At 59.7% G+C, this 25,515-nt stretch carries 26 protein-coding genes and 1 pseudogene; 9 read left to right on the forward strand and 18 right to left on the reverse strand.

The genetic code is table 11. The annotated features are described in order from the left end of the window. Positions 1-52: 52 nt before the first annotated feature. From PO883_RS17020 to PO883_RS17030, 3 genes are read left to right on the forward strand one after another with little or no spacing between them, the layout of a single operon-like run. On the forward strand, positions 53-676 hold the full coding sequence (locus PO883_RS17020) for a hypothetical protein (protein WP_289310828.1): 624 nt from the start codon (positions 53-55) through the stop codon (positions 674-676). Between the two features lie 52 nt (positions 677-728). Continuing rightward, positions 729-1,247, forward strand: a complete 519-nt coding sequence (locus tag PO883_RS17025) for a hypothetical protein (RefSeq protein ID WP_289310829.1) — start codon at positions 729-731, stop codon at positions 1,245-1,247. Between the two features lies 1 nt (position 1,248). Continuing rightward, on the forward strand, positions 1,249-3,360 hold the full coding sequence (locus PO883_RS17030; RefSeq protein WP_289310830.1) for a peptidase domain-containing ABC transporter: 2,112 nt from the start codon (positions 1,249-1,251) through the stop codon (positions 3,358-3,360). A 180-nt stretch (positions 3,361-3,540) separates the two neighbouring features. Here the strand turns inward: PO883_RS17030 and PO883_RS17035 are convergent, their stop codons facing one another. After that, a complete protein-coding gene (locus PO883_RS17035) occupies positions 3,541-4,224 on the reverse strand; it encodes an autoinducer binding domain-containing protein (protein WP_289310831.1) in 684 nt (227 codons plus the stop codon). A gap of 146 nt (positions 4,225-4,370) precedes the next feature. Here PO883_RS17035 and PO883_RS17040 point away from each other — a divergent pair, with 146 nt between their 5' ends. From PO883_RS17040 to PO883_RS17050, 3 genes are all read left to right on the forward strand, one after another. Then, positions 4,371-4,778, forward strand: a complete 408-nt coding sequence (locus PO883_RS17040; RefSeq protein ID WP_289310832.1) for an acyl-homoserine-lactone synthase — start codon at positions 4,371-4,373, stop codon at positions 4,776-4,778. Between the two features lie 115 nt (positions 4,779-4,893). After that, positions 4,894-5,154 (forward strand): hypothetical protein, encoded by a 261-nt coding sequence (locus PO883_RS17045; RefSeq protein WP_289310833.1) that lies wholly within the window; start codon positions 4,894-4,896, stop codon positions 5,152-5,154. Positions 5,155-5,274: 120 nt separating this feature from the next. Continuing rightward, positions 5,275-5,979, forward strand: a complete 705-nt coding sequence (locus PO883_RS17050) for a hypothetical protein (protein ID WP_289310834.1) — start codon at positions 5,275-5,277, stop codon at positions 5,977-5,979. A gap of 265 nt (positions 5,980-6,244) precedes the next feature. On the opposite strand, the gene PO883_RS17055 is transcribed toward PO883_RS17050, so the two are convergent. The 6 genes from PO883_RS17055 to PO883_RS17080 all read right to left on the reverse strand — a co-directional run bounded on the left by PO883_RS17055 (position 6,245) and on the right by PO883_RS17080 (position 12,373). After that, positions 6,245-7,147 (reverse strand): SDR family oxidoreductase, encoded by a 903-nt coding sequence (locus tag PO883_RS17055; protein ID WP_289310835.1) that lies wholly within the window; start codon positions 7,145-7,147, stop codon positions 6,245-6,247. Position 7,148: 1 nt separating this feature from the next. After that, the gene (locus PO883_RS17060; RefSeq protein WP_289310836.1) at positions 7,149-8,150 is read right to left on the reverse strand and encodes an NADP-dependent oxidoreductase; all 1,002 of its coding nucleotides are present in this window, start codon (positions 8,148-8,150) and stop codon (positions 7,149-7,151) included. Beyond that, positions 8,147-8,929, reverse strand: coding sequence for an SDR family oxidoreductase (locus tag PO883_RS17065; protein ID WP_289310837.1), 783 nt, complete (start codon positions 8,927-8,929; stop codon positions 8,147-8,149). Before PO883_RS17065 ends, PO883_RS17060 begins: the two co-directional genes overlap by 4 nt. Before the next feature lie 29 nt (positions 8,930-8,958). Continuing rightward, positions 8,959-9,261 (reverse strand): Dabb family protein, encoded by a 303-nt coding sequence (locus PO883_RS17070; RefSeq protein WP_167087102.1) that lies wholly within the window; start codon positions 9,259-9,261, stop codon positions 8,959-8,961. A gap of 14 nt (positions 9,262-9,275) precedes the next feature. Continuing rightward, positions 9,276-11,132: an acyl-CoA dehydrogenase gene (locus PO883_RS17075; protein WP_289310838.1), complete on the reverse strand. Its 1,857-nt coding sequence runs from the start codon at positions 11,130-11,132 to the stop codon at positions 9,276-9,278. A gap of 62 nt (positions 11,133-11,194) precedes the next feature. After that, positions 11,195-12,373 (reverse strand): acetyl-CoA C-acyltransferase, encoded by a 1,179-nt coding sequence (locus PO883_RS17080; RefSeq protein ID WP_289310839.1) that lies wholly within the window; start codon positions 12,371-12,373, stop codon positions 11,195-11,197. Between the two features lie 135 nt (positions 12,374-12,508). On the opposite strand from PO883_RS17080, the gene PO883_RS17085 reads away from it, so the two are divergent. Further along, positions 12,509-13,186, forward strand: a complete 678-nt coding sequence (locus tag PO883_RS17085) for a DNA alkylation repair protein (protein WP_289310840.1) — start codon at positions 12,509-12,511, stop codon at positions 13,184-13,186. A 292-nt stretch (positions 13,187-13,478) separates the two neighbouring features. Here the strand turns inward: PO883_RS17085 and PO883_RS17090 are convergent, their stop codons facing one another. The 5 genes and pseudogenes from PO883_RS17090 to PO883_RS35125 form a co-directional block, all read right to left on the reverse strand. After that, entirely contained in the window at positions 13,479-14,663 is a 1,185-nt protein-coding gene (locus PO883_RS17090) for a serine hydrolase (RefSeq protein ID WP_289310841.1), read from the reverse strand. Continuing rightward, positions 14,656-14,835 (reverse strand): hypothetical protein, encoded by a 180-nt coding sequence (locus PO883_RS17095; protein WP_289310842.1) that lies wholly within the window; start codon positions 14,833-14,835, stop codon positions 14,656-14,658. Before PO883_RS17095 ends, PO883_RS17090 begins: the two co-directional genes overlap by 8 nt. A gap of 608 nt (positions 14,836-15,443) precedes the next feature. Then, positions 15,444-15,897 (reverse strand): annotated as a pseudogene (locus PO883_RS17100) (PDDEXK nuclease domain-containing protein); the annotation flags it as partial. Positions 15,898-16,075: 178 nt separating this feature from the next. After that, a complete protein-coding gene (locus tag PO883_RS17105) occupies positions 16,076-17,608 on the reverse strand; it encodes a DUF4157 domain-containing protein (protein ID WP_289310843.1) in 1,533 nt (510 codons plus the stop codon). A 91-nt stretch (positions 17,609-17,699) separates the two neighbouring features. Then, entirely contained in the window at positions 17,700-17,933 is a 234-nt protein-coding gene (locus PO883_RS35125; RefSeq protein ID WP_373890079.1) for a DUF1016 N-terminal domain-containing protein, read from the reverse strand. A 526-nt stretch (positions 17,934-18,459) separates the two neighbouring features. On the opposite strand from PO883_RS35125, the gene PO883_RS17110 reads away from it, so the two are divergent. After that, positions 18,460-20,163, forward strand: a complete 1,704-nt coding sequence (locus tag PO883_RS17110; RefSeq protein WP_289310844.1) for an MFS transporter — start codon at positions 18,460-18,462, stop codon at positions 20,161-20,163. Positions 20,164-20,233: 70 nt separating this feature from the next. On the opposite strand, the gene PO883_RS17115 is transcribed toward PO883_RS17110, so the two are convergent. Genes PO883_RS17115 through PO883_RS17130 form a run of 4 tightly spaced genes read right to left on the reverse strand, consistent with a single transcriptional unit; the run spans position 20,234 to position 22,854 of the window. After that, positions 20,234-20,689, reverse strand: a complete 456-nt coding sequence (locus PO883_RS17115; protein ID WP_289310845.1) for a hypothetical protein — start codon at positions 20,687-20,689, stop codon at positions 20,234-20,236. A gap of 16 nt (positions 20,690-20,705) precedes the next feature. Then, positions 20,706-21,239, reverse strand: a complete 534-nt coding sequence (locus PO883_RS17120) for a gamma carbonic anhydrase family protein (protein WP_289310846.1) — start codon at positions 21,237-21,239, stop codon at positions 20,706-20,708. A 2-nt stretch (positions 21,240-21,241) separates the two neighbouring features. Next, positions 21,242-22,213, reverse strand: coding sequence for a threo-3-hydroxy-L-aspartate ammonia-lyase (locus PO883_RS17125; protein ID WP_289310847.1), 972 nt, complete (start codon positions 22,211-22,213; stop codon positions 21,242-21,244). After that, positions 22,210-22,854 carry a transcriptional regulator gene (locus tag PO883_RS17130; protein WP_289310848.1) on the reverse strand — a complete coding sequence of 215 codons (645 nt, stop codon included), beginning with the start codon at positions 22,852-22,854 and terminating at the stop codon, positions 22,210-22,212. Before PO883_RS17130 ends, PO883_RS17125 begins: the two co-directional genes overlap by 4 nt. On the opposite strand from PO883_RS17130, the gene PO883_RS17135 reads away from it, so the two are divergent. Continuing rightward, the gene (locus PO883_RS17135) at positions 22,853-23,386 is read left to right on the forward strand and encodes a DUF6463 family protein (RefSeq protein ID WP_289310849.1); all 534 of its coding nucleotides are present in this window, start codon (positions 22,853-22,855) and stop codon (positions 23,384-23,386) included. The two genes, PO883_RS17130 and PO883_RS17135, sit on opposite strands and share 2 nt — an antisense overlap. A 9-nt stretch (positions 23,387-23,395) precedes the next feature. Here PO883_RS17135 and PO883_RS17140 read toward each other — a convergent pair whose 3' ends face one another. Continuing rightward, positions 23,396-23,938, reverse strand: coding sequence for a TetR/AcrR family transcriptional regulator (locus tag PO883_RS17140; RefSeq protein ID WP_289310850.1), 543 nt, complete (start codon positions 23,936-23,938; stop codon positions 23,396-23,398). A 112-nt stretch (positions 23,939-24,050) separates the two neighbouring features. Next, positions 24,051-25,421, reverse strand: a complete 1,371-nt coding sequence (locus PO883_RS17145) for a serine hydrolase (RefSeq protein WP_289310851.1) — start codon at positions 25,419-25,421, stop codon at positions 24,051-24,053. Positions 25,422-25,515 lie beyond the last annotated feature (94 nt).

A 25,515-nucleotide genomic window follows, 5' to 3' on the forward strand; every position in this document is an offset into this window, starting at 1 on the left:
AACATATCGTGCCCACGCGGAGTACGGTGAAAACTACGTAATGGAGAATGTCATGGAAGTGCTGGATAAAAAACTGCTAAGCCAACTCGTGGGCGGACTAGAAGTTGATGGAGGCGGTGCTGGTGATGGTAGCGGCGGCGGGGTCGTCGCCCCTCCTGAGCCAGGCCAAAGCTCCGTATGGGATATCGGCATGGTCGGTGTGGAAGGTGGGCGCGAAGCTGTTGTCGAAATTCACGGCGTGTCGTTAGTGTTTGAGGCTCCACCGCCGCCGGTCCACATAGCGGAACCGTGGGAAGGCGGCCAGTTCCTTGGTCAATGGGTTGAGGCAGAACCACTCAGCTACGAGCATGTTGCGCTAGATGGATTCCTGATTGGCCGGACTGGAACACTAGCAGGGACAGCGACGGCTGCGTTTGTTACCGCCGCCTTGGAAGGCATGGGGGTCGGCTCGACCGCTGGGCCATGGGGCGCGGCTGCTGGGCTTGTTGTCGGGGGATTCGTCGGTCTCGGTACCTACTACCTGCTTCAGCGTGACCATCCCACTGGCCACTTTACGGGACCAGCAGGCGGTAAAGTACCGCAAATGGTCCCGATAGCCGGGCCAGCGGCGAACGAAACGCATGTAGCCACCTTCACGGGGACCACCCACGGTCAAGTGGCGCAGATGGTCGCCTAATCTTGCAACTGCAGCCGTGATATGAATCGCGGCTGCCTTCAAGGACTTCATTATGAACAATTGTGAAAGCGGATGTACCGTTCTATCTGTCAAACCTGCCTATGGCATATGGCGCTATTTATGGCCATTCCAAACCTGGAATATATTGATATGGATGCTTTGCATCCTGACATTGGGTGGACTAACATTTACCGCGATTGTGCTGCTGTGGTTTGATCCTGCCAGCTTACCGTGGACGCTTACCGGTGCGCTGATCGGCGCCATGTGGATGGGGCCTTACCGATATTTGCCTGACAAAATGGTCGTTGCACTTAACGATAATCCAAGCCATTTCATTCAAGGTGTCGAGCAATTCATGCTCCAGATCGGTTACATAGTCGATCCTTACAAGTCCAATGCTAAGCATATTCGTTTTCGCCCGAAGCGCAGCATGAAGCCGGGAGCGTTTATTTTCTGGGCGGAAGAAGACGTTGACTTGCTGCCATATAGTGACAACAAGGCTGAGCTGCTTGGCCCCCCGTATATTCTTGAAAGACTGCGTCGGCACTGGCGCTCCAAGCGGAAGACGTGACATGGCTACCGCCCCATTTTTCAGAAATGCGCACTTGCCGCTTATTCTCCAGACAGAAGTTGCCGAGTGCGGTCTAGCCTGTCTGGCTATGGTGGCCTCCTACCTGGGCTTGCGTACCGATTTGGCGGCCTTGCGTGGGCGCTTCTCTATCTCGCTCAACGGGGTCAGCATGCTCACTCTTACCGAATATGCAGATCGCCTGAAGCTATCCAGCCGCGCGATATCGTTGTCGCTGGAGGAACTGCCCGAAGTGAAGACTCCAGCCATTCTTCATTGGAGACTGAATCATTTCGTGGTGTTAAGCCGTGCCACGGCTAAGGAAGTAGTTATTCACGACCCTGCTGCGGGACTGCGTCATCTGTCTTATGAAGAAGTCAGCCGCGAATTCACTGGTACCGCGCTAGAACTAAGTCCCTCAACCGACTTCACCCCTGCCGATGAGCGACACAAGGTATCGGTGAAGGCGCTGATGGGAAAACTTGATGGCTGGTGGCCATCATTCGTCCTGCTGTTCGCCATGGCACTTGGACTCGAAATCCTGATGCTGGTCACCCCCAGGATCAGCCAGTTTATGATCGACGACGTGCTGTTGTCCAATGACAGTGGTTTGCGCAACGTGCTTATGTTTGGCCTGGTCTTACTAGTGCTCGCACAAGGGGCCTTGTCACAGATGCGGGGTCTCACCATCCTTTACCTTACCACGCACCTTAACCTGCAGTGGGTCAGCGATGTATTCGGCAAGATGGTACGCCTCCCCATGGATTGGTTCGAGAAACGTCAACTCGCTGATATTCTGTCCCGTTTCGGTTCGGTCGGGCCAATTCAGGATCTGTTGACTGCGCGTGCTGTCAGTGCGGTCCTTGATGGGATCATGGCCATTTTAACTATGGTGATAGTGTGCCTTTACAGCCCCCTTCTAGCAGGGGTGGTTGGCGCGACGGCCATCCTCTACGCGATCGTGCGAATAGTATCGTACCGCCCTCTGCGAGATGCAAATCTCGAAGGCATTGCGCTCGCGGCCAAGGAGCAAAATTGCTTAATGGAAACGATACGTGCGATGGGGCCTATCAAGCTATTCGGCCGCGAACTTGATCGGCGGGCAAGGTGGCTGGCGATGAAAACTGATACTATCAACCGAACCGTGCGCACGCAAAAGATGGCCCTGTGGTTTAGCAATATCAACACGATGATTGGCTCCATGTCGGCGGCGCTGGTACTGTGTATCGGTGCAGGCATAGTGATGAAAGGTGATTTTACGGTCGGTATGTTGATTGCCTTGACGGTCTACAGTGGCATGTTTACCGCGCGTATGAGCGCGCTCATCAACGTATTCATCGACTACAAGATGCTTTCCGTGCACTGCGAAAGACTGGCCGACATTGTCCTGGAACCAGTCGAGGCCGATGTGGAGCATGCTCGCGATGTCAATCAACTGATCCCCAAACTCGAACTGGTGCAAGTCAGCTTTCGTTACAGCGATGCCGACCCATGGGTACTTCGGAATATTAACTTGACCATTGAACCGGGCGACTCGGTAGCTATCGTCGGCCCTTCCGGGTGCGGTAAGACGACATTAGTTAAGCTTATATTGGGACATTTAAAACCAACATACGGTGAAATACGCTATGGAGGCATACCGATCTCACAGCTCGGGGTTCGAGCTTACCGCCGCGTCTTGGCGGTCGTGATGCAAGACGATGTGTTGCTGTCCGGTTCGCTCGCAGAGAACATTTCCTTTTACGACGAACGACCCAGCATGGAACACATCAAAAGCTGCGCGCAGCTTACGCAGATAGATGCCGATATTGAAGCCATGCGAATGGGTTACGAGACGATCATCGCTGACATGGGCAGCAGCTTATCCGGGGGACAGAAACAACGCGTGTTGCTGGCTAGGGCACTGTACAAACGTCCCAAAATACTCGTAATGGACGAGGCGACCAGTGCACTCGACGTTGCTTTGGAAAGCGAAGTTAACACGGCCATCGCCGCTCTCGACATGACGAGGATTATCGTTGCGCACCGACCTCAGACGATCGCCAGCGCCCGCCGCTTAATTGCGCTGCAGGCCGGAGTGATTGTTCATGATGAAAGGGCGCCTGCGACTAGTTGAGTCTTGGAAAAACGAAAAGAGCCGGGTTTACCCGGCTCCGCTTGCTTTGCTTTTAATCCGTGCGATTACTTGGCGTTTTAGTCGCCAATCATTATTCGGCCGTCGCCGATCTCCAAATCGCTATCGCGTGCTTGACGGATCGCCTCAAAGCACAACTCCTGCCCGGACAATTCGCCTCGCCTAAATGAGGCCCCAACGGATCGCCTTGACGACAGCATCGACCTTATTCTCAGCACGAAGTTTTGATCTGACCGCCTCCATGTGTCGGTCGATGGTGGCTTTTGTCACGCGAAGTCTATCCGCGATTTGTTGAGAGGTCAGTCCGGTGCTCACCAATTGCAGTATCTCCGTTTCGCGCGTGGAGAGCGCGGTAGGTGAATTTATCGTCTCAGCCGGAATTAGGTGCCTGACCATGCCGGTATGGGCGATTTGAGAAAGCCAGGAAAGTTGCGGTAGTTTTAGCGCTAATTCAGAATGCGAGAATTCTGTGCGGTCACGACTCAAGGAAAGCATTGAGCAGCATCCATTACGCCCCCACAGGCTTTGTGCGAATCCAACGCGCAGCCCGAAGGAGTCGGCATCCTCCCAAAACCCCGGCGCAAGTTCCTTAGTCTCAGACCAAAGAAATGGTTGCATCGAGTTCAAGCCGTGTTTGACGGTCGGATCGCACGCGAGATAGTTGTTCTGGAAGTAGCGCGCATGCCATTCCGGAGCATAGCTATCGAACGTCGTAATCTTCGCATCTTCGAAGACGACGGGAGGTTTAAATACCCAGGATACGGTCTGCATACCGAGGCGAAGCGCTTCTTTCGTCAATATATTGAAGGCAGCCTCACTGCTGGAAGATATCGAGATCTCATGCATTACATCGTCGTGTATTTGCATAATTCCTCTACCTTGATTTGATTCACGACAACGCACACAAAAGCGGCTGTGATTGGCATTAATAGAAACTATTAGAAACGGAGAAATAATTTTCTACGATGCTACCTGCGAAAAAAAGAGGTGCGATGAATACCATATACGCTAAGGCATCACAACTAAGGTTAATTGACTTAAATCAAATTTCCTCTTTCAGAGACTCCGTTTTTATTGAACGCTTGAACTGGATTCTATCCGATGCCGGCGCAGAGCTTGAGGTGGACCAATTCGATCGGCAAACCACCTACGATGTCTGTGTCCCCGATACCAGCGCTACAGGTGGCTATGCGCGCCTGCGCCCTACCGCGGAGCCATATTTTCTCAGTGAAGTGTTTCTTGTGCGCATGGGCGGGGCCTTGATTTCCATGTCTTCTGCTGTATGGAAACTCTCGCGTTTTCGTGCGGTCGATCTGCACAGTCCAAGCAAACACCGGCAACTAGCCAACTTTCTTCGTTTTGGGGCAGGCAGTGTTGTGCCGCCGTGCAATGCGCGTTGAGCACGACGTGCGCCGCATTATTGCAGTGTCCGCAGACGATATGGAGCGATCTTTTTCCGGCTCGTTGTGAGTGCCTCCCGATGCCAGTCCAGCGGTGCAATTGCACGGGCACTCCATGTTTGCACTCTGGATCAAGCTTGATGATATGACCAAAAATGCCTGGGGATATCTTTCTCGGGTGCGGAGGCTGCCTGATCTGATGCGGATCATTAGCACTTGGTATTTATGCCAATGGCTTCTTTTCTGTATTTTGGATTACGATATTTTCTGGCGCACCAAAAAGAAAAGAGGCCAGCCTACATCACTTGCCGTCCGTAACGACCCTGAGAAACTACTGGATGGATTTGCCTGCGAATATTTTCTGGCGACAATTTAGATGATCTACCTGCCCGAACTGATTGCTGATTGCATTTTCGCAAGCTGCACCTTCCGCACCCCAGCAATTCCGCCGCGACCGAACAAGTCGCACCCACGAACGTAGATTGGGAGTATCAGCATGCATATCGTTCATCATCCACTGTGCACGAGCACGATAAACGCTCCGGACGACATTCAAGTTGAACGCCGAGCCAGACTGCCTGTGATGCACCAGACCGATGCACATGGGCAGCGGCTCGTGTCGTTCTGGAAGCCGTCAGCGGAAGAACTGGAATCGCTCATCACTGGTGGAGGCGTTGCCTTGCACATACGCCCCTTGGGCCACGAACATCCCCACGTCTCGATGGGGACCTGGGCGGCCATTGGACCGGAGCTCATCGACGGTGATCCGCTCATGCAGCGCTCTACAGGTTATCGGTGCTACGAATGCTGCGCAAGGCAAGGCCAGCCCCACGCAGCACACTGCGTGGTGTTGGCGAGTGCGATTCAGTTTGCGCAGTCCAAGCCGACTCATGGTTCGGACTCTTGCGAACCGGCTGAAGGTCCACCATTGAGCTACCCCCCTACCCTGACCGCCGTGCTGCAAACAGCGTTGGCCTGCATGGACCTCCGCACTGCGCCAATGGTGGAAATTTTTCGTGCGGCCGGCTATAAGATTGCCGCGCAATGCGCGGCAGAGGAGGCCTTCATCCTCGATCGCATGATGCGAGCCGTGCTATCCCATGGCGATAAGTGGGCTCGCGTCTTCACCGCGCAACTGCGTGTTGCGCAGGACCTCGCAATTGAGAAGCACTTTGCGATGGAACAGCAACAATCCGCATAGTTCTATGCAGAAAGCCGGGTTTCCCCGGCCTTTTGCTTGGTGTTCCAGTCTCGGCGCCTACGCCTTCCAGGCGCCAATCGTCATCCATTCCCTTCCCATTACCATATCGACCTCGCCGGCTTCGCGAGCCGCCTCGGCAAGCAGCTCATGGTCGGGCAATCTGTGGTCCACCTGCGCGAAGCGAACATCCGCTTGGCGTCGGTCAAGCAGGCTGCGCGGTATCCAGGTGGCAAGTGCGCCTGCCAAGCCCTGCCCACGCCAACCTTCAGCCCTTCATCTTCGCCCGCAACATATCGCGGATGTGCGGCGCCGCCTTGTATGGATCGCCCGGATTGATCCCCTTGACGATCTCCTCCATCCGCTCGCCCACATTGCCCAGCGCCCCCGGATGCGAGTAAATATAGAACTGGCCATCCCGGATCGCATCGAAGGTCATCTGCGCGACATCGCCCGCCGACACCTTGCCCGACTCGACCGCCTTGACCGTCATCGCCTGCGCCGCCTTCTGGCTGGCGGTCGGCCCGCCCGTCATCTTCACGTCCTCCGGCCGGTTGCGGTGCGACTGGCTGATGCCGGTCGGAACAAAATACGGACACAGTACCGACGCCCCGATCGGCGCCTCCACCAGCTGCAAATCGTGATACAAGGTCTCCGACAAGGACACCACCGCATGCTTGGACACGTTGTACACGCCCATGGTCGGCGCGTTCAGCAGCCCCGCCATCGAGGCCGTGTTGACGATATGCCCTTCGTACTGCGGGTCGTCCTTCGCGCACTCCAGCATCAATTTGGTGAAGATGCGCACGCCATGGATCACGCCCCACAGGTTCACGCCAAGCACCCACTCCCAGTCGGCCTCGGAATTCTCCCAGATCAAGCCGCCCGATCCCACGCCCGCATTGTTGAACACCAGATGCACGGCGCCGAAACGCGCCATGCTGGCGTCCGCCAGCGCCTGGACTTGCTCGCCCTTGCGCACGTCGCAGATCATGGCCAGCACCTGGGCGCCCTCGCCTTCGAGCTCGGCTTGCGTCGCATCGAGGGCATCCTGCTGCACGTCGGCCAACACCAGCTTCATGCCCAGGCCGGCCGCGCGTTTCGCGAATTCGCGGCCGAGACCGCTCGCGCCGCCGGTGATCACGGCGACTTTGTCTTGGAAGTTTTTCATGTCAGATGAGCTTTACCAGTTGTTTGCCGAAGTTGCGGCCCTTGAGCAGGCCGATAAATGCTTCCGGCGCCGATGCGAGGCCGGGCGCCACCGTTTCGCGGTACTTGAGCTTGCCGCTGACCACCAGCGCGCCCAGTTCGCCCAGCCCTTGCGGCCACAGTTCCAGGTGCTCGCTGACGATAAAGCCGCGTATCGTCAGGCGGCTGGTCAGCATGTGACGCATATTGCGGATCGATACATCCTCGCCGTTGTAGCCGGCAATCATGCCGCACAGCGCAACGCGTCCGAAAGCGTTCATGCGTGGCAAGGCGGCGTCGAAGCTGGCTCCGCCCACGTTCTCGAAAATGGCGTCGATGCCGTCCGGCGTGGCCGCCGCAAGGTCTTCCACCAGATTGCCGGCCTTGTAGTCGACGCAGGCGTCGAAACCGAGTTCATTGACGACATAGGCGCATTTTTCCGGCCCGCCCGCGATCCCGACCACGCGGCAGCCTTGCAGCTTGGCCAATTGCCCGACCACGCTGCCGACCGCGCCGCTGGCCGCCGAGACCAGAATGGTGTCGCCCGCCTTCGGCTTCATGATGTGGTTCAGGCCGTACCAGGCCGTCATGCCCGGCATGCCCGCCACGCCCAGGAAGACCGACAGGGGAATCTGCGTCGTATCGACGCGGCGCAAGGTGGCGCCATCGGCCACGCCCATCTCCGCCCAGCCGAGCATGCCGACCACCATGTCGCCCACGGCAAATTTGGGATGCTTCGAGGCCAGCACCGCGCCGGCGGTGCCGCCGATCATGGTCTCGCCGACCACCTGGTTCGCCGCGTAGCTTTTCGCTTCGCTCATGCGGCCGCGCATGTACGGGTCGAGCGACAGGTAATGATTGCGGATCAGGACCTGTCCATCGCCCAGATCGGGCAGTTGCGCGCTCTCAAGGCGGAAGTTGTCGGGCTGGACTTCGCCGCGCGGACGCGACGCCAGGACGATGCGCTGGTGGGTAGAGGCCGTCATACCGCCGTTACTCCGCCGTCCACCGCCAGGATCTGGCCGGTGATGTGCTTGCCCGCATCCGACGCGAACAGCAAGGTTGCCCCTTTCAAATCCTCATCGTCGCCGATGCGGCCCAGCGGCGCATCCTTGGCCAGTGCCTCGACACCGATGGTTTCCAGCACGCCCTTGGTCATCTTGGACGGGAAGAATCCCGGCGCGATGGCGTTCACGGTAATGCCGTAGGCGCCCCATTCGCCCGCCAGGGTGCGGGTAAAGTTGACCACAGCGCCCTTCGATGTGTTGTAGGCGATGGTTTTCATGGTGCCGGGCGGATTGCCCGCCAGGCCGGCGATGGAGGCGATATTCACGATACGGCCGTATTTGCGCGGAATCATCGACGCCTTGCCGACCGCCTGCGTCACCAGGAAGATGCTGCGGATGTTCAGGTTCATCACCTTGTCCCACGCCTCGACCGGATATTCCTCGGCCGGCGCGCCCCAACTGGCGCCGGCGTTGTTGATCAGGATATCGATGTGGCCGAGGCGCTTCATGGCTTCGTCCACCAGCGGCTGGACCTGCGCGTCCTGGGCCAGGTCGGCGGCGATGGCGCTGGCGTCGATGCCGCGCTCTTTCAGGTGGGCACAAGCTTCGTCCAGGTCAGCCTGCTTGCGCGAGGAAATGACGATCCTGGCGCCCTGCTCGCCCAGCGCTTCGGCCATTTGCAGGCCAAGCCCGCGCGAGCCGCCGGTGACCAGTGCCGTCTTGCCGGCGAGGGAAAATAATTCTTGCGTAGTGCGCATAGCAAATCCTTGTCAGTCAGCTGTCGTTATCAGATGGTGTAATCCATGCATTGGCGCGCTTCACGAATGGCGCCAAAAAATGGTTTGAGTGCGTGGTGGGTCGGATGCTCGCCGTAAGCCTTCAACGCTTGCTGGTCGGCGAACTCCGAATACAGCACCACGTCGTACGTTGCTTCCAGGCCAGGCTGGGCCAGCGCCACCTCGAAGGCGAACATGCCCGGCACGATATTGGCGCAGGCGTCGAGCTGTGCCTTCATCTTGCGCGCGTTGGTGGCGCGGTCGGCGCCTTCGGCGAAGTCTTTCAGTTTCCACATGACGATGTGTTTGATCATTATTCAGTCGGTCCTCAGAACCACGCATCCTGCATGTCGAGCGTGGTGGTGTCGATGCTGGCCAGCAGGTCGAGCTGTTGCTGGACCTTGGGCAGCTCCCAGTGGAAGAAATAGCGGCAGGCTTGCAGCTTGCCATTGTAAAAGTTACTGTCGTCGTCCGCTGGCGCGCCAGCCAGCGCATGGGTGGCCACCAGCGCCTGTTCCAGCCAGATCCAGGCGATTACCGTATGCCCCACCGCTTCCAGGTACAGGCTGGCGTTGGCCAGGGTCTTGTTCATGTCGCCCACGGCGTACAGCGCCTGGGTGACCTTGGCGATGCGCTGCCACTCTTCTTCGAGCAGGTCGGCATTCGCATGCAGGTCGACCGACACATCGGCCGCGCGCACCCTGGCAATCGTCGCGGCAATCTCGCCGCCGATGGCCTTGAACAGCGCGCCTTCCTGGATCGACGCCTTGCGCCCCAGCAGGTCGAGGCCGTGGATGCCGTGCGTGCCCTCGTGGATGGCGTTGAGGCGGTTGTCGCGGTAAAACTGTTCGACGTTGTACTCGCGCGTGTAGCCGTAGCCGCCGTGCACCTGGATCGCCAGGCTGTTCGCTTCCACGCACCACTGCGAGGGCCACGACTTGGTGATCGGCGTGAGGAAGTCGAGCAGGCGCCCGGCGTGGGTCCGCGCGTCAAGGTCGGGCGCGGTGCGCTGTTCGTCGACCAGGCGCGCCGAATACAGCACCAGTGCCATCGCGCCTTCGGCATAGGCTTTTTGCGCGAGCAGCATGCGCCGCACATCGGTGTGCTCGATGATGGCCACCTGCGGCTTGACCGGATCTTTTTCGGCCGGATGGCGCCCTTGCGGACGGCTGCGCGCGTAATCGAGCGCGTGCAGATAGCCGGTCACGCCCAGCACGGCCGCTCCCAGGCCGACGCCGATGCGCGCTTCGTTCATCATGTGGAACATGTTCGCCAGGCCCTGGTGCGGCTGGCCGACCAGATAGCCCACCGCGCCGGCCTTGCCGAGCGGCTTGAAGCGCCCTTCGCCGAAGTTGAGCAGGCAGTTGGTGGTGCCGCGGTTGCCCATTTTGTGGTTCAGGCCGGCCAGCACGACGTCGTTGCGTTCGCCCGGCTCGCCATCGTCGCCCACCAGGAACTTGGGAACGATGAACAGGGAGATGCCCTTCACGCCCGGAATCAGGCGTCCGTCCGGACCGGGAATCTTGGCCAGCACCAGGTGCACGATATTGCCGGCCAGGTCGTGTTCGCCGGCGGAAATCCACATCTTGTTGCCGGCCAGGCGATACTGGCGCTCGCCGTCGGGGCCATCGACCGGGTCCGGCTCGGCGCGGGTGCTGATGTCGGACAGGCTGGAACCGGCTTGCGGTTCCGACAGGCACATGGTGCCGAAGAATTTACCGGCGTACAAAGGCCGTACGAAGCGCGCGATCTGCTGCGGCGTGGCGGTTTTCAGCAAGGTGTTGGCATTGCCGATGGTCAGGAAAATGTAGGCCGAGGTGGCCACGTTGGCCGCCGTAAAGTAGGCGCTGACGGCTTTTTCCAGCACGCACGGCAATTGCATGCCGTCGAACTCGTAGTCTTGCCCGGCCGCCATCAGGCCGGCGGCGGAAAAGGCGTCGAGCGCGGTTTTTACTTCGGGAATGATCGTGACAGTTTGCCCGTCAAAATGCGGCTCGTGCTGATCGTTCTTTTTGTTATGGGGCGCGAACAGCTCGGTGGCGATCTGTTCGGCGGTATCGAGTGCCGCGTTGAAGGTTTCGCGGCTGTGGTCGGCAAAGCGCGGGCGCGCGGTCAGCGCCTCCACGTCCAGCCATTCGTACAGCAGGAAGTCGAGGTCGCGGCGCGACAGTATTTTGGATTGCATCTTGGGCCCCGGGGTAGACGAAGGAAGCGGGGCCGCGCCGGAGCGGCGCGCCCCGGCGTGGATCAGACGACTTCGAACAGGCCGGCAGCACCCTGGCCGCCACCGATGCACATGGTCGCGACCACGTACTTGACGCCACGGCGCTTGCCTTCGATCAGCGCGTGACCGACCAGGCGGGCGCCAGAGACGCCGTATGGATGGCCGACAGCAATGGCGCCGCCATTCACGTTGACGCGGTCCATCGGGATGCCGAGGCGGTCGGCACAATACAATACTTGGACCGCGAACGCTTCGTTCAGTTCCCACAGGCCGATGTCGGCAATCGACAGGCCGGCCTTGTGCAGCAGTTTGGGAATCGCGAACACGGGGCCGATGCCCATTTCATCCGGCTCGCAGCCAGCCACGGCAAAGCCACGGAAGATGCCAAGCGGCTGCAAGCCGCGCGCCTCGGCCAGCTTGCTGTTCATCAGGATGGCGACCGATGCCCCGTCCGAAAACTGGCTGGCGTTACCGGCGGAAATCACGCCGCCCGGCACCGCGCTGCGGATCTTCGACACCGCTTCGAGGGTGGTGTCGGCGCGGATGCCTTCATCGGCGCTGATGGTCACTTCGCGCGTGAGCAGCATGCCCGAAGCCTTGTCGGCCACGCCCATGGTAGTGGTCATCGGTACGATTTCAGCGTTGAACAGGCCGGCGGCCTGGGCATTGGCGGCGCGCTGCTGGCTCTGCACGCCATATTCATCCTGGCGGTCGCGCCCGATGTTGTAGCGCTTGGCGACGGTTTCGGCCGTTTGCAGCATGGGCCAGTAGATTTCCGGCTTGTGTTCCTTGAGCCATGGATCGGCCAGCATGTGCTGGTTCATTTCCTGCTGCACGCAAGAAATCGACTCGACCCCGCCGGCGGCGTAGATATCGCCCTCGCCGGCAATGATGCGCTGCGCCGCGAGCGCAATGGTTTGCAGGCCCGAGGAGCAGAAACGGTTGACCGTCATGCCGCCCGTGGACACCGGGCAGCCGCCGCGCAAGGCGATCTGGCGCGCGATGTTGGCGCCCGTGGCGCCTTCCGGATTGGCACAGCCGATGATGACATCCTCGACCTCGCCCGGCTCGATCTGAGCCCGCGCAATGGCCGCCTGCAGCACGTGGCCGCCGAGGGTGGCGCCGTGCGTCATGTTGAACGCACCTTTCCACGATTTGGCCAGGCCGGTGCGGGCGGTCGATACGATGACGGCATCTATCATTTGTGTCTCCTGAGTTGGATTAATATGCGCAAAGCGCTGTGTTGATCGCTACGAGAATAGCACATTTTAGTACGGTCGTTCGCAAAATTATTCGCACCAGGCGCACCCTGTCCCGAGGCCCTGAAAAACCTGACCATGAACCTTGCCGAACAAGTGAAAAAGACCTTGGCGCCGCTGGCCGATCCGGACCAGGCGGCGCGCATGAGCGCCTACATGCGCGACCAGTTCGCGTTTTACGGCATCCCCACGCCGGCCCGGCGCGCCGCACTCAAGCCGCTGGTCCGTAGTCTCAAGGATGCGCCTGCCGGCGTGCTGCTGGACGCGGCCGGCGAACTGTGGCGCGAGCCCGAGCGCGAATGCCAGTACGCCGCCATCGACCTGCTCGCCGCCCATGTGAAGCAATTCGATGGCGGGCATATCGATGGGCTGCTCGGGCTGGCGCGCCAGGCCTCGTGGTGGGATACGGTTGACGCGCTGGCGGTCGTGATCGGCACTGTCGTGCGGGCGGACCGGGCGCTGCGCCAGCTGCGCATGGACGAGGCCGTACGCCACGCGGATCTGTGGACGCGCCGCGTGGCCATGCTGCATCAACTGGGCTGGCGCGCCGACACGGATCAGGTGCGGCTGTTCGGGTATGCCGGCAGGCTCGCGCACGAAGCCGATTTTTTCATCCGCAAAGCCATCGGCTGGGGCTTGCGCGACTACGCGCGCCATGAGCCGGACGCGGTGCGCGCATTCCTGCTGGCGCAAGGCGACACCTTGTCCGCGCTTACCCAGCGCGAAGCGGGCAAACATCTCTGTACAGAAAAATGAACGCGTGAAAATTTTGTGTAAGCGGCTCCTGAGCGGCGTTGTCTCTGTCGATTTCTCAAGCCGGCACAATCCCCTCCGGGTTCAACGGCACGGAGCCGGACATGGAAAAGCTGGCATCTCACACCTCGAACTCGGTCTGCACGCCCTTGCTGTCGTAGCAAGCCAAAAATTATCCCGACATGCCGTGGGCAACTTACCCTTCACGTAAGATTTAGCAACGATGTCAAGAACCATCGTTTACTTTTGACGCCCTGATGCTCCGGGCGTAAATGCCCACCGTCACATGCGACTACTAAAGCGTTTGGCCGAACATGGGCGCGACCGCGCGCACGATCTTGCGGGCATTCGCATGCTGGTCACTCAGGTTGGTAAACACGATGATGGTCAGCTTCTGATCCGGGTAGCGCATGAAGTCGGTGACGTATCCGGGCATGCCGCCGGAGTGGTACACCCAGCGCTTCCCGTTCTGGGTCCGCAGCTGCCAGCCCAAGCCGTAGTAGATGTCGGGACTGTCGGCATTGGCCGCCTGCACCAGGGCGTTATTGGTCCACATCAGGGCCAGGGTCGATTGCTTGAGGATCTTGTCGGTGTACAGCGCAGCATCCCACTTCGTCATGTCCATGGCACTGAGCTCGATCCCGCTCGCTGCCATGCCCAGGTAGACCGACATCGCGTCGGTAGTGACAAACGGGATATGTTTGCCGTCTTTGAACTCGTACCCGATGGCGCTGTCCGCGCGCGCCGGTTTCGGCGCGACCAGACGCGCGCTGTGCATGCCCAGCGGCGTGAACACCCGCTCTTTCAGGAAATCGAAATAGCCCTTGCCGCTGACCCTGCGCACGACAATACCAAGAATATCGTAGCCGACATTGCAGTACCGGTACTTGGTGCCCGGCTCCCAGCTCAGGGAGTACGCCCTGAACCTGGCCAGCATGTCGTCTTCTCCCAGGATCTTGTTGGCAAAAATGTCGGCAAAGGTCTGATCGTCCGGGTATTCGGGCAGGCCGGAAGTGTGGTTCAGCAGATGCCGAATGGTGATGCCGCCCCATTGCGGCGGCACCGCCCCGATGAATTTGTCGAGCTTGTCGTCGAGCGATATCTTGCCCTCCTCTACCAGCAGCATGATGGCGGTGGCGGCGAACGACTTGCTGATCGAGCCGATTTCGAAGCGGTCGTCCGGTTTCACCGCGCGCGCCGCCTCCCGGTCGGCGTAGCCATAGCCCTTGCTGTAGACAACGGTGCCGTCCCGGACCACCACCAGCGTCATGCCGGGAATGCGCTGCTCGACCAGTTGCCCCTGCATGTACTGGTCCACCTCGGGCTGCGCCGTTTGGGTGACACCCGCCGCCAGCGTGGTCACCGGCGCCAGCACGACATCGCCGGCTGGCGGCGCAGTACCGCCCCCGCCGCCGCCGCCGCCGCAGGCGGCCAACAGGCTCGTGGCCAGCGCCGCGATGAACAGGGCGCGCTTATTCATGGATGGCTCCGAGCGCGACCGCTTTCACGGGCGTCAGCACGACGCCGTCGCGTGGCCAATCGGCAAAACGGTAGATGGCAACCTTGTAGATACCCATAGTCTGGTCCTTGAATGCGTGTCCGTCGGTGACGGGGATGGTGAGTGGAGCTGCACCGGCCATGTCGCGAAACATGACACGGGCGCTTGCATGGAAGCGTCGTACATAAACTTGATGGCCGTGCGGTTCTTGCGCAACAGGCGCAGGCGCGCCACGGCGTCGCGCTGCACGCTGATCAGCTGCTCGCTGGCGGCGCGCAACTGGTCGGCTGCAACCACGCCGTCGTCGCGCTCGCGGATGGAAAAGCGTCGACTGACGTAGTACGGCACCTTGCCGAGAGTGAGGCGCAGCACCGCTGCGTCCTTCTACAACTGGTCGGACACTTTCTCAGTTCTAATCTGTTGTCCATGCTTTTCCATTAGCGAGTGCGATATCAAACTAATCATAGCATCTGCAAAAGCACGCCGAAGCCTTTCTTTCGAGATTTCAAGGCATGGATCGGCGCATGCCAGATCGGCATGGCCCATGCATCAACTGGATGGTGTCAAGGTCGCGATCCTGCGCCACGAACCGGGACGCCATCGTGCGCCATCCAGAATGGCTGGTGCAGCCCTTGATCCCAGAATCCCGGCATAGCTTCGCGACGTGGCTTTGCAGGTCGTCACAGGCCGCATGGTCGATCTGCCCGCCGGCGTAGTTGATCCGGCGCTTACAATGATGTCTTTTGAAAGGACTGTGCCGGCTTAGGCGGATTCAACAGGATCCATACGATTCCCAGGTCGCGTGCGTGACAAGGAAACCGCCACATTCAATTTTTCCCGCAGCGATTGCCGCGAAGGCAAACCGGCAAGGTACCCGGCCACGTGAATGCCACTTTGCCCACGTTCCAGCAACGCGATCTGCTCGTGATTTTTTGCTGGTGGGAAGAATGGTTCCCAGCGGCGCCGCTTGGCCTGGTTTCTGTTCGTACTTCGCAAGCCAGCGCGGGTAGCGCTCCATTTACCCCTTGTTCGCGGCCTTGAATTCTCCCAGTTTCATTTAAATAGCGAGCAGGCGGCGGTTATAGAAGTGTAAGTCGATGTAGAAGTCATTGTGATCAATGTGCACCCGCTGTTTCCGCTCGACGAAGCTGAACCCAACTCCCAGTTCCAGCAAAAAATATTCCAGCTCGCGCAGTATGGCGGCTTCAAGATCTTTCCCCATAGCAAGTGAATGCTTGGCAAAAGCCGCACTAAATCCTGTGTCGGCAAAGTGAAACGTCCGATAACGCTCTGTCCGAGACCATCGACGGCGGGCCGGAACTGGTGAATTGATCAGCACTACTCTGGCGAACTTTTAGCGATCCATCCTGCCAAATAACCGCTTCACAAATTCTTTACTCCCTCCCGATCACGGCACTGTATATGTCCCCAATCTTCTCGTCGTCGTACTCACCCAGGTCGACATGGGTCAGGCCGGCAGATGCGTGCGTGTTAACTATTAATCCACTTAGATAAGTTATCTCGCAATGCGCAGCACCCTGGTATGGATCTGTTTTAACTCCGGCTTTCAGCTTGTATACATTATCTCTACAAGTCTCCTCCAGGTCTTCACGCTTCAATTTATCCTCTTCGGTCTCGCCAAGTGCAGCCACATCCTTTGTGAGATCATGGCGCAATTTACTCATCGCATTCTTGAAAATGTGCATTAATTCGGACGTATCGAAGAAATAGTCCATTTTGTATAGTTGCGACTTGATTAAAGGACCGCTGCCATGTTGTTGTCTAATACGACCGCTCCATCCTCCATGGCTCTCCTTAAAATACAATGTAGGCAATCGGTCGCCCCCCTCCTCCCCCGGTTCTTTGGTAAAAAACCGCAGATTTTCTGCCTTGTACTTTCCTTCCTCGTCGCCATCAACCTCGCCCGCACGACGGATGGCCTTGGCCAACGTTTGCGCAGCGTCTAATATGTCGTCTCCTGCAAAATCATGGTCCACTTCGGCTGCATTCCAAGTACTTAGAATCTGGTGCTCCGGCGTATTCGGCAAATATCCCAAGTCGCTCAAAGAAGCGAGCGGTTCACTATTAAGGAGGATGCGGCGCTGGACAATACCAGCCCGCTGAAACTGATCAGAACTTGTTTTTGCCTGCGCTACCCTCGGGATGTTGCACATCATTTCTGCAAGGAATCTATTTCGCGAGACGTGGGGACTGTCATTCGCCGTCTGTGGGGAACCGACGAAACGCTGGGTGACTCCGCCTGCTACGCGTTCCTCCGCCAATAGGGGCCGTGCACCATGGTCGCTCTCGAACTGCGCAGCTTTTTCGCCCATCATGCCGGCATCTTTCTCCAGTGAAGGATCATCGTTGACCGCGCCCGCCTTCATCTGCAAAGTTGGCAAGACCCGCCCCTGAGCTTGCTGCACAATATGCCAAGCCTCATGCGGCAAATGCCTTTCCTGCCCAGGCCCCACATGAATCTCACTGCCTTGGGCATAAGCATGCGCCTGCATTTGTGCAGGTTTGTCCGAATTGTAGTGCACCTTCACATGATCCATGCTCATGTCTGAGAGCGACTCTATCCCTGACATCAATTTGTAGGGCAGACCGCCATTGTTGGACTTTTCATCGCGTTGTACAGGCGATAATTGTGCGGGTATTGAGTCGTGTTCGTGCCGTTGAACTGTTCCACTAAAGAGCGCATTGATTTTATGACGCTGCGCCGCCAACTGCGGGCTGTTTTGAATGGCGGCCCCCAACGCCCGTTGCTGCAGCACGTGCGGGCTGTTATTCATCATGTCAGCGAGTTTGCGTTGCGCCACCGCCGCTGGCCGGTCGTCCACAAACATCCGCTCCTGCGTGGCCGTGCTGGCAGTTTTCGTTTGGACGGCATCAGAGTCATCTCTTGATTGCAGTGGTGCTTGCATATGGTGGCCTTCGTCGATGAGTGGCGTTATCGATATGACTCCTTAATCATAACCTGATTTTGCCTTTACTCGACCAAACCGTCTTCTTTCGCTAGCGAATACAGCAAGCGACAAGTCCTCTTCGTGACGCTCCCCTTGTCCGTTTAAAAAGATCGTCAATGTACATCAGGCAACGAAAATGCGTCCAACTCAATTGTCTACTCAGCGCGTAGAAAACTTCTTCACTGTCGAACAGCACGGAGAAGCGCAACACGCGGTACAGATTTTTGACCCCAACGCCACGCCCGTACTCTGCTTCCAATTGTTTAGCCAGTACCGCAACGATCTATTTTGCATAGTCCGCGCGCTACTAATAGCATTTCAATGCGGATACGTCGCCCCACACGCCAGTAGAGTTTTGTCAGGGCAGCGTTGACGGTCGTGCCAATTCGCCTATTGCTGGGGAATCTTGACGACCCAATGCTTGTCCTCAATGTGGCTGACACGACGTCGACCCGTGTTGGCCACCCAGTGACCGCCTTGGAGCCCATCTGTACGAACGTCGTCTGGTGACCTTGCGTTATGAACAATAGAGCACATCAATTCGACACTACACCGACGCTAACATTCCTTTGGACTGCACTTTTTTACATCCTCCGCAGTCGCCTTTTCGCCCTATTTGCATATCCGTCAAATCCATTTGGCAACACATGATTGTATTTACACAAAGGACCTGATTTTTCGATATCGAAAAAGTAAGTTTCGTGTAAGTTTCAAGCAAGCATCGCGTAAGTTTCGCAGTCCACACTCAGATCCAGCTGGATCTACACGGCTATTCCGATGACGCAATAATATTAAACACGGAGACATATATGGCAATTACACCCGGCATCACTGGCGACGGGCGCAAGGGGATCACCGCAGACTCGGGGATCACCAAAGAAGAACGCAAAGTCATTTTCGCCTCCTCCCTCGGCACGGTATTCGAATGGTATGACTTTTACCTGTACGGCTCGCTCGCTCCCATCATCGCCAAGCAGTTTTTCATTGGCGACCCCACCACCACCTTCATTTTTGCCCTGCTCGCGTTTGCCGCCGGCTTCATCGTGCGTCCGTTCGGCGCGCTGGTGTTCGGCCGCCTGGGCGACATGATCGGCCGCAAGTACACCTTCCTGGTCACCATCCTGATCATGGGCGCCTCGACCTTCGTGGTCGGCCTGCTACCGAGTTACGCCAGTATCGGTATTGCCGCCCCGATCATCCTGGTGTCGCTGCGCATCCTGCAGGGCCTGGCACTGGGCGGCGAGTACGGCGGTGCGGCAACGTATGTCGCCGAGCACGCGCCGCACGGCAAGCGCGGCTTCTTCACCTCCTGGATCCAGACCACCGCCACGATGGGCCTGTTCCTGTCGCTGCTGGTGATCCTCGGTACCCGTACCGCCATGGGCGAAACCGAGTTTGCCGCCTGGGGCTGGCGTATCCCGTTCCTGGTGTCCGTGCTGCTGCTGGCCGTATCGGTCTGGATCCGTCTGTCGATGAACGAATCGCCAGCGTTTGCCAAGATGAAAGCCGAGGGTAAAACCTCCAAGGCGCCGCTGTCGGAAGCCTTCCTCAAGCCGCAGAACGCCAAGATCGTCTTCCTGGCGCTGGTCGGCCTGACCATGGGCCAGGCCGTCGTCTGGTACACCGGCCAGTTCTACGCCCTGTTCTTCCTGACCCAGACGCTCAAGGTCGACGGTGCCACCGCCAACATCCTGATCGCCATTTCGCTGCTGCTGGCCACCCCGTTCTTCATCGTGTTCGGTACGCTGTCGGACAAGATCGGGCGCAAATGGATCATCCTGCTGGGCTGCGCGATTGCCGCTTGTACCTACTTCCCTATCTTCAAGGGCATCACCCACTTCGCCAATCCCGCCCTGGAAGCAGCGCTGCTCAGTTCGCCAGTCGTGGTCGTGGCCGATCCTGAATCCTGCCACTTCCAGTTCAACCTGACCGGCACCAAGAAATTCCCATCGTCATGCGATATCGCCACCGGCATGCTGACCGCGTCATCGGTCAGCTACACCAAGGACGATGCGCCACCCGGCACGGTCGCCAAGGTGCGCATCGGCGACAAGGAATACACCTCGTTCACGGCAACGATGACCCCGGACGGCCTGAACTTCAATGCCGACAGCAAAGCCAAGGAAGCGGCGCTGAAAACGGAAATTGGCGCAGCGATCAAAGCGGCCGGCTATCCGGCCAAGGCTGACAGCGAGCAGATCAACAAGCCGATGGTCGTGCTGCTGCTGTTCATCCTGGTGCTGTATGTGACGGCCGTGTACGGTCCGATCGCGGCCATGCTGGTTGAAATGTTCCCGACCCGCATCCGCTACACCTCGATGTCGCTGCCTTACCACATCGGTAACGGCTGGTTCGGCGGCTTGCTGCCAACCACCGCCTTCGCGCTGGTGGCGTACAAGGGCGATATTTACTACGGCCTGTGGTATCCGATCATCGTGGCGCTGGTCACGGTTGTCATTGGCGGCTTGTTCGTCAAGGAAACCAAGGATAACGACATCTACGCCGCCGACTGAGTCGCTGGTGCTGTCGTCAAAATGCCGCTCTCCCGAGCGGCATTTTTTTTGCCGGCTTGCGGTTGCCGCGTCAGTCAGCCATTGCGGCGCGGCGCCCATCGAACAGGGTCCACACGCCTTCGTGATGAAACATCCAGATGAGCTTCGATTCGATACCGACAATCAGGGTATCGCCATTGAACATCGCCACCCCATTGCGCTCACGATAGGCCCCGGCGAAGGCGCGCAGGTCGTCGCGGTGCACCGCGAAAGCGCCCACGGTTTTATCGTACGATTCGTCGGTGACGACGGCCAGCGCTTCCGGCAAGAAGGCGCTTGCATCGACCAGGCCGATGATCCCCATATCGTCGATATGTTCCGGCGTATCCAGGCGCCGCCAACGGCTTGCCGCTACCTGATGTTCGATCAGGGCCGTGAACGATGAAACATGCAGGCCGAACGCCGCATTGACACGTGCCAGCAATTCGTCGAGCGCGATCATCGGCGGGCGGGCGCGGCGGGCATTGCAGCCGCCAGCCAGGCACATCGTGTCACCGCCCCTTTCACACGCTGCCCAAATAATTGTTTTTGACGCGGACATAATGCTCCGCCGAGTATTTAAGGAAGGCCAGTTCGGCCTCCGTCAGGGCGCGCACCTTTCTTACCGGGCGGCCAACATACAGATAGCCGCTTTCCAGCACTTTGCCGGGCGGGACCAGGCTGCCGGCGCCGACCATCACCCTGGGCGAAATGACCACATCGTCCATCACGATGGCGCCCATGCCGATCAGGCATTCGTCGCCGATGGTGCAGCCGTGCAAAATGGTGTTATGCCCGATGGTGACGTAGTCGCCAATGACCAGCGGCGAACCGAGCGGCTTGTTGGGATGCTTGTGCGAGACATGGCACATCACGAAATCCTGGATATTCGAACAGCGCCCGACCACGATGTGATTCACATCGCCGCGCACCACCGTATTGCACCAGACCGAGGAATGATCGCCCAGGGTCACATCGCCGATCACCTGCGCCGAGGCGTGGATATAGGTTTCCTCGCCCAGGCGTGGATGGGCATCGAGATAGGAAGACAAAGGCATGCTCAGGCTCCCTTCTGGATCAGCAGTGCCATGCGCTGCAGGTCGATATTGCCGCCCGAGACAATCACGCCGACCCGCTTGCCCTTGAAGTCCATGCGCGGATTGAGCGCGACGGCCGCGCCCAGGCAACCGGACGGCTCCACCGTGATCTTCATGTGCCCGGCGAAAAACTTCATCGCCTCGACCAGTTCGGCGTCGGACACCGTCAAAATATCATCGGCGCGCTCGCGGATCACGGCAAACGTGTGCTTGCCCAGGTGCTGGGTCTGGGCGCCATCGGCGATGGTATCGGGCGTGGCAATGTGGACGATCTCGCCGCTGCGGAAACTGCGCTTGCCATCGTCGCCCGCTTCCGGTTCCACGCCAAGCACGCGGCAGAGCGGATTCATCGCCTTGGCCGCCGTCGCGCAGCCGGACAGCAGGCCGCCGCCGCCCAGCGGCACCAGCAGCACGTCGAGCGGGCCGGCATCCTCGATCAGTTCCTTGGCCGCGGTGCCCTGCCCCGCCATCACATGCGGATGGTCGTAGGGCGGAATCAGGGTCAGGCCGCGCTCCAGCGCCAGCGCGTTGCCGATCGCCTCGCGGTCTTCGGTATAACGGTCGTACATCACCACCTCGGCGCCGTAGCCGCGCGTGGCCGCCACCTTGATGGCAGGCGCATCATGCGGCATGACGATCACCGCCTTGATACCGAGCGACTTCGCCGCCAGCGCGATGGCCTGCGCGTGGTTGCCGGACGAAAACGTGACCACGCCGCAGGCGCGCTGTTCCGGCGTGAACTGGGCCAGCGCGTTGTAGGCGCCGCGCATCTTGAAGGCGCCGGTGCGCTGCAGGTTTTCGCATTTGAAGAAGATCTGCGCACCGCTCAGGGCGTTGGCGGTCGTGGAGGTGAGCACCGGCGTGCGATGGACCGCCCCGGCGATGCGCTCGTGCGCCCGCGCAACGTCGTCGAAAGAAATGGGAAGCTGGATCATGGCGATGGATCTTTCTGTGGAAGATAGGAGTAGACGGTAGGCCGGGCCACGCCGAGCATGGACGCCACGACGGCCTGGGCGTTTTTCAGGTCCATCAGGCCGGCTTGGGCGAGCTGGTGCACGGCTTCGCGCCGCTGGGCCGGGCTCAGGGCGTGCGGGGTCTTGTTCAGTTGCGCGGCAAAGCGCTCCAGGGTGGCGCGCAGCTCGTCCAGGCGGGGCGAGGCCAGCGATTCGCGCATCGGCGTCTGCGCCGGCTGGGTTTGCGCCAGCTGCGACAGGCTGGCGGCGATACTGGTCAGCACCGACACGTCCACATTCAGGCACAGCGCGGCAACGTAGTCGCCGTCGCTGTTGCGCAGGCCGATCGAGGTGCTTTTCGCCGGACGCCCGTCCGGAAACTGGTTGGGATAATTTTGCAGGATGTCGGGAAAAGCGGGGTCCGTGATCCGCGCCAGGCCGATGACGGTGGTGGGATCGCCCACCTCGCGGCCGGACAGGTTGTTCGAGATCGCCACGATGGACGACGCCGGCCGGGTGAGGTCGTGCAGCACCACCTCCACCATGGGCGCCAGGGTGCGGCCCAGGGCTTCGACGATTTTCTTTGCCTCGCGCAGGAGCAATGCATTTTCGGTGATGGTCATGACTGACATTATGTCATTGATCGACAATATGTCAATCCACTACACCATACCTCAGGGTATTGACGAACTGGGCCTCAACTGTCATCATCTCGACCATACCATGGAGTATGGTGACGCGTGGCATCCCGCCGCGCGCTTGACGCTAAAGGATACACCGATGGGCATTACCTGGAAACACGCTGCCGCCAGCGCCCTGCTGGCCCTGGGCCTGCTGCACATCCTGTTCGGCCTGGCACGCTTCCATCCCACGCTGAGCGCAGCCTGGCATGAAGGCCTGGCCAACCGCTTCGGCACCGATGACGGGCGCCGGCTGGCGTTCTGGTTCATCGCCTTCGGAGCGCCGCTCACCCTGTGCGGCCACCTGGCACTGCGCGCAGCCGCAGCCAACGACCTCGCGACTCTCGGGCTGATCGGGCTGTACGGCTGCGCGATCGGGGCGGCGGGGATCGTCGCCTTTCCCCAATCGCCGCTGTGGGGGCTGCTTGCCGTGTCGATCGTGCTCGTGGCCGTCGGCCGGGGATGGCTGGTCTAGCGCGACGCCCTAGTTTTTGCCCGGCGGCTTGAGCAACTGCACCACCGTGCGGATCTCGGCCTCGCTCATCTCCGGCGCGCCGATGGCGGCATGGCCGATGAAGGCGCAGTAATTCCAGCGCGCGATCACCGGCGCTTGCTCCGGCGGCCAGCCGATATCGGTCAACAGCTTCGCGACGTAATCGACCCGCTTGCGATCGACACGCTGCTGCACTTCCCTGACCTGTTCATTGCTCATGGACCACGCGCGAATTGCCCGGCCCAGGGTGAACAGGTGCGGCGGCCCGCCGGTGAACAGCTTCGCCAGCTTGCTGCCGACATCGATATTCTCCTGGTCGACAATCTCCATCACGCGCTGCGTGTGAACCTGCTCCCACTCTTCCATCACCGCCGATTGATAATCTTCCAGATTCTTGAAATGCCAGTAAAAACTGCCCTTGGTGACGCCCATCTTTTGCGCGATCGGCATGATGCGCAAACCTTCGGGTCCATCCTCGGCCAGTGCCTGCAAGCCGGCGCTAAGCCAGCTCTGTCGGTTCTTTTTATCGTCCATGCGCCATCATACCGAATGGCATTGGCAAGTCCAATGGTTGGTGTGGCGCCGCCCGTACTTTTCGGTATGGCGAAGGGCGGCGATCAGTTCCCGGAGAGCGCGCCCTCCCCGCTCACTCCAGGCGCACGGAAAGGATGTCGATCCGGTCCGCCTTGTCGAAGCCGATGCTGACCAAGGTCGCCAGATTCGCGAAATGAACGCGGTAGCGGTAGCGCCGCGCTTCGCCATCGATTTCGCGCGACAGCAGTTCGAGCGAGCGCATGGGCCCCCATTCTCGGCCCTCGGAGCCGAACATCTTCAGCCGTTCCGGCGTCATCAGTGCCGCAGCCTTGGCATTGAGTCCCGCGGGAAGGCGGCCCAGGCGTAATTGTTCGAGGACCTCGCCGACACGGGCGCTGAGCGCCGGCTCGGTGTCGGGAATCGATTTGGCCGGCTTGGGCGCCAGCGCCGGCACGTAATGGGCGGCGACGATATCGGCAAACTTGCCCGGCCGTGCGGCGGCCGAATTGGCCAGCACGACGACGGTGAGCTTGTCATCCACATACCGGCTCAGTTGCGCCTTGAACCCCTGCCACGAGCCGCCGTGGCCGATGAGGCGATGGCCGTTGCGTGAATCGAGTTGCCAGCCATAGCCGTACGGCGCGGTCTTGCCATCATTCAATCGCACCGGCGTCCAGCTGGCCTCGCGGATGCGGGCGTTCAGGATCTTGTCGCCATACAGTGCCAGGTCCCACAGCGCCAGGTCGCGTGCGGTCAGGTACAGGCTGCCATCGGCCGTAGTGTTCAGGCGCGGCGCTACCCATTCCTGGTTCTTCAATGCGCCGTCGACCCGCTCGTAGCCACGCGCGCGGTGCGCAACGATATCGCTCTCGCTCATGATGCGGGTGCTCATGCCCAGCGGCGCAAAAATCCGCTCGCGCAGCTGGTCGCCATAAAACTTGCCGCCGGCCTTGTTGCAGATAAACCCCAGCAAGTGATAGCCCATATTGCTGTATGACCACTTTTCGCCGGGCGCGGACAGGGTCGGGATGGTCGCTTCCAGGGCGATCAGTTCCTCATCCGTGTAATCCTTGCGCAGGTCCAGCCTGGCGTAGGGATCGCCCAGGCCGGAGGTGTGCGTCAGCAAGTGGCGGATCGTGATCGCTTCCCATGCGGGGGGCGTGCCGGCCAGATGGCGCGAGACCGGGTCGTCCAGCGACAGTTTGCCGTCTTCCGCGAGCAGCATCACCAGGGCGGCGGTGAAGGTCTTGCCGACCGATCCGGACTGGAAGACGGTGCGCGGCGTCACCCGCACGCCGTTCTCGACATCGGCTTCGCCGTAGCCCATTTCCTTGATGATTTTGCCGTTCCGCACAACCGCGATGCCGATGCCGGGCACATGGCTGCGTTTCATTTCGGCGGCGATAGCGTCGTCGAGCGGATCGGCATGGACGGAAGCGCTGCTGAACAGGGCGGCGACCAGGAACACTAGCGTGCTGCGCATGGATTATCCTTTTGGAAATATTTTCGTAGGGACATTCTAGCAGCGCTCGCCCGTGGCGGAAGCGGTATCCGGCGCCAGGGTGGCAATGGATGGC

The organism is Massilia sp. DJPM01 (assembly GCF_030348125.1).
Classification (GTDB): Bacteria; Pseudomonadota; Gammaproteobacteria; order Burkholderiales; family Burkholderiaceae_D; genus Telluria_A; species Telluria_A frigida.

Bases quoted from the DNA above. Each gene is read 5' to 3' on its own strand.
- PO883_RS17145 (WP_289310851.1), bottom strand. From the start codon at position 25,421: ATGCGCAGCACGCTAGTGTTCCTGGTCGCCGCCCTGTTCAGCAGCGCT.
- PO883_RS17020 (WP_289310828.1), top strand. From the start codon at position 53: ATGGAAGTGCTGGATAAAAAACTGCTAAGCCAACTCGTGGGCGGACTA.
- PO883_RS17090 (WP_289310841.1), bottom strand. From the start codon at position 14,663: ATGAATAAGCGCGCCCTGTTCATCGCGGCGCTGGCCACGAGCCTGTTG.
- PO883_RS17115 (WP_289310845.1), bottom strand. From the start codon at position 20,689: ATGTGCCTGGCTGGCGGCTGCAATGCCCGCCGCGCCCGCCCGCCGATG.
- PO883_RS17030 (WP_289310830.1), top strand. From the start codon at position 1,249: ATGGCTACCGCCCCATTTTTCAGAAATGCGCACTTGCCGCTTATTCTC.
- PO883_RS17050 (WP_289310834.1), top strand. From the start codon at position 5,275: ATGCATATCGTTCATCATCCACTGTGCACGAGCACGATAAACGCTCCG.
- PO883_RS17110 (WP_289310844.1), top strand. From the start codon at position 18,460: ATGGCAATTACACCCGGCATCACTGGCGACGGGCGCAAGGGGATCACC.
- PO883_RS17125 (WP_289310847.1), bottom strand. From the start codon at position 22,213: ATGATCCAGCTTCCCATTTCTTTCGACGACGTTGCGCGGGCGCACGAG.
- PO883_RS17140 (WP_289310850.1), bottom strand. From the start codon at position 23,938: ATGGACGATAAAAAGAACCGACAGAGCTGGCTTAGCGCCGGCTTGCAG.
- PO883_RS17085 (WP_289310840.1), top strand. From the start codon at position 12,509: ATGAACCTTGCCGAACAAGTGAAAAAGACCTTGGCGCCGCTGGCCGAT.
- PO883_RS17070 (WP_167087102.1), bottom strand. From the start codon at position 9,261: ATGATCAAACACATCGTCATGTGGAAACTGAAAGACTTCGCCGAAGGC.
- PO883_RS17065 (WP_289310837.1), bottom strand. From the start codon at position 8,929: ATGCGCACTACGCAAGAATTATTTTCCCTCGCCGGCAAGACGGCACTG.
- PO883_RS17055 (WP_289310835.1), bottom strand. From the start codon at position 7,147: ATGAAAAACTTCCAAGACAAAGTCGCCGTGATCACCGGCGGCGCGAGC.
- PO883_RS17130 (WP_289310848.1), bottom strand. From the start codon at position 22,854: ATGACCATCACCGAAAATGCATTGCTCCTGCGCGAGGCAAAGAAAATC.
- PO883_RS17095 (WP_289310842.1), bottom strand. From the start codon at position 14,835: ATGTTTCGCGACATGGCCGGTGCAGCTCCACTCACCATCCCCGTCACC.
- PO883_RS17105 (WP_289310843.1), bottom strand. From the start codon at position 17,608: ATGCAAGCACCACTGCAATCAAGAGATGACTCTGATGCCGTCCAAACG.
- PO883_RS17035 (WP_289310831.1), bottom strand. From the start codon at position 4,224: ATGCATGAGATCTCGATATCTTCCAGCAGTGAGGCTGCCTTCAATATA.
- PO883_RS17060 (WP_289310836.1), bottom strand. From the start codon at position 8,150: ATGACGGCCTCTACCCACCAGCGCATCGTCCTGGCGTCGCGTCCGCGC.
- PO883_RS17120 (WP_289310846.1), bottom strand. From the start codon at position 21,239: ATGCCTTTGTCTTCCTATCTCGATGCCCATCCACGCCTGGGCGAGGAA.
- PO883_RS17045 (WP_289310833.1), top strand. From the start codon at position 4,894: ATGTTTGCACTCTGGATCAAGCTTGATGATATGACCAAAAATGCCTGG.
- PO883_RS17080 (WP_289310839.1), bottom strand. From the start codon at position 12,373: ATGATAGATGCCGTCATCGTATCGACCGCCCGCACCGGCCTGGCCAAA.
- PO883_RS17135 (WP_289310849.1), top strand. From the start codon at position 22,853: ATGACTGACATTATGTCATTGATCGACAATATGTCAATCCACTACACC.
- PO883_RS17075 (WP_289310838.1), bottom strand. From the start codon at position 11,132: ATGCAATCCAAAATACTGTCGCGCCGCGACCTCGACTTCCTGCTGTAC.
- PO883_RS17025 (WP_289310829.1), top strand. From the start codon at position 729: ATGAACAATTGTGAAAGCGGATGTACCGTTCTATCTGTCAAACCTGCC.
- PO883_RS17040 (WP_289310832.1), top strand. From the start codon at position 4,371: ATGAATACCATATACGCTAAGGCATCACAACTAAGGTTAATTGACTTA.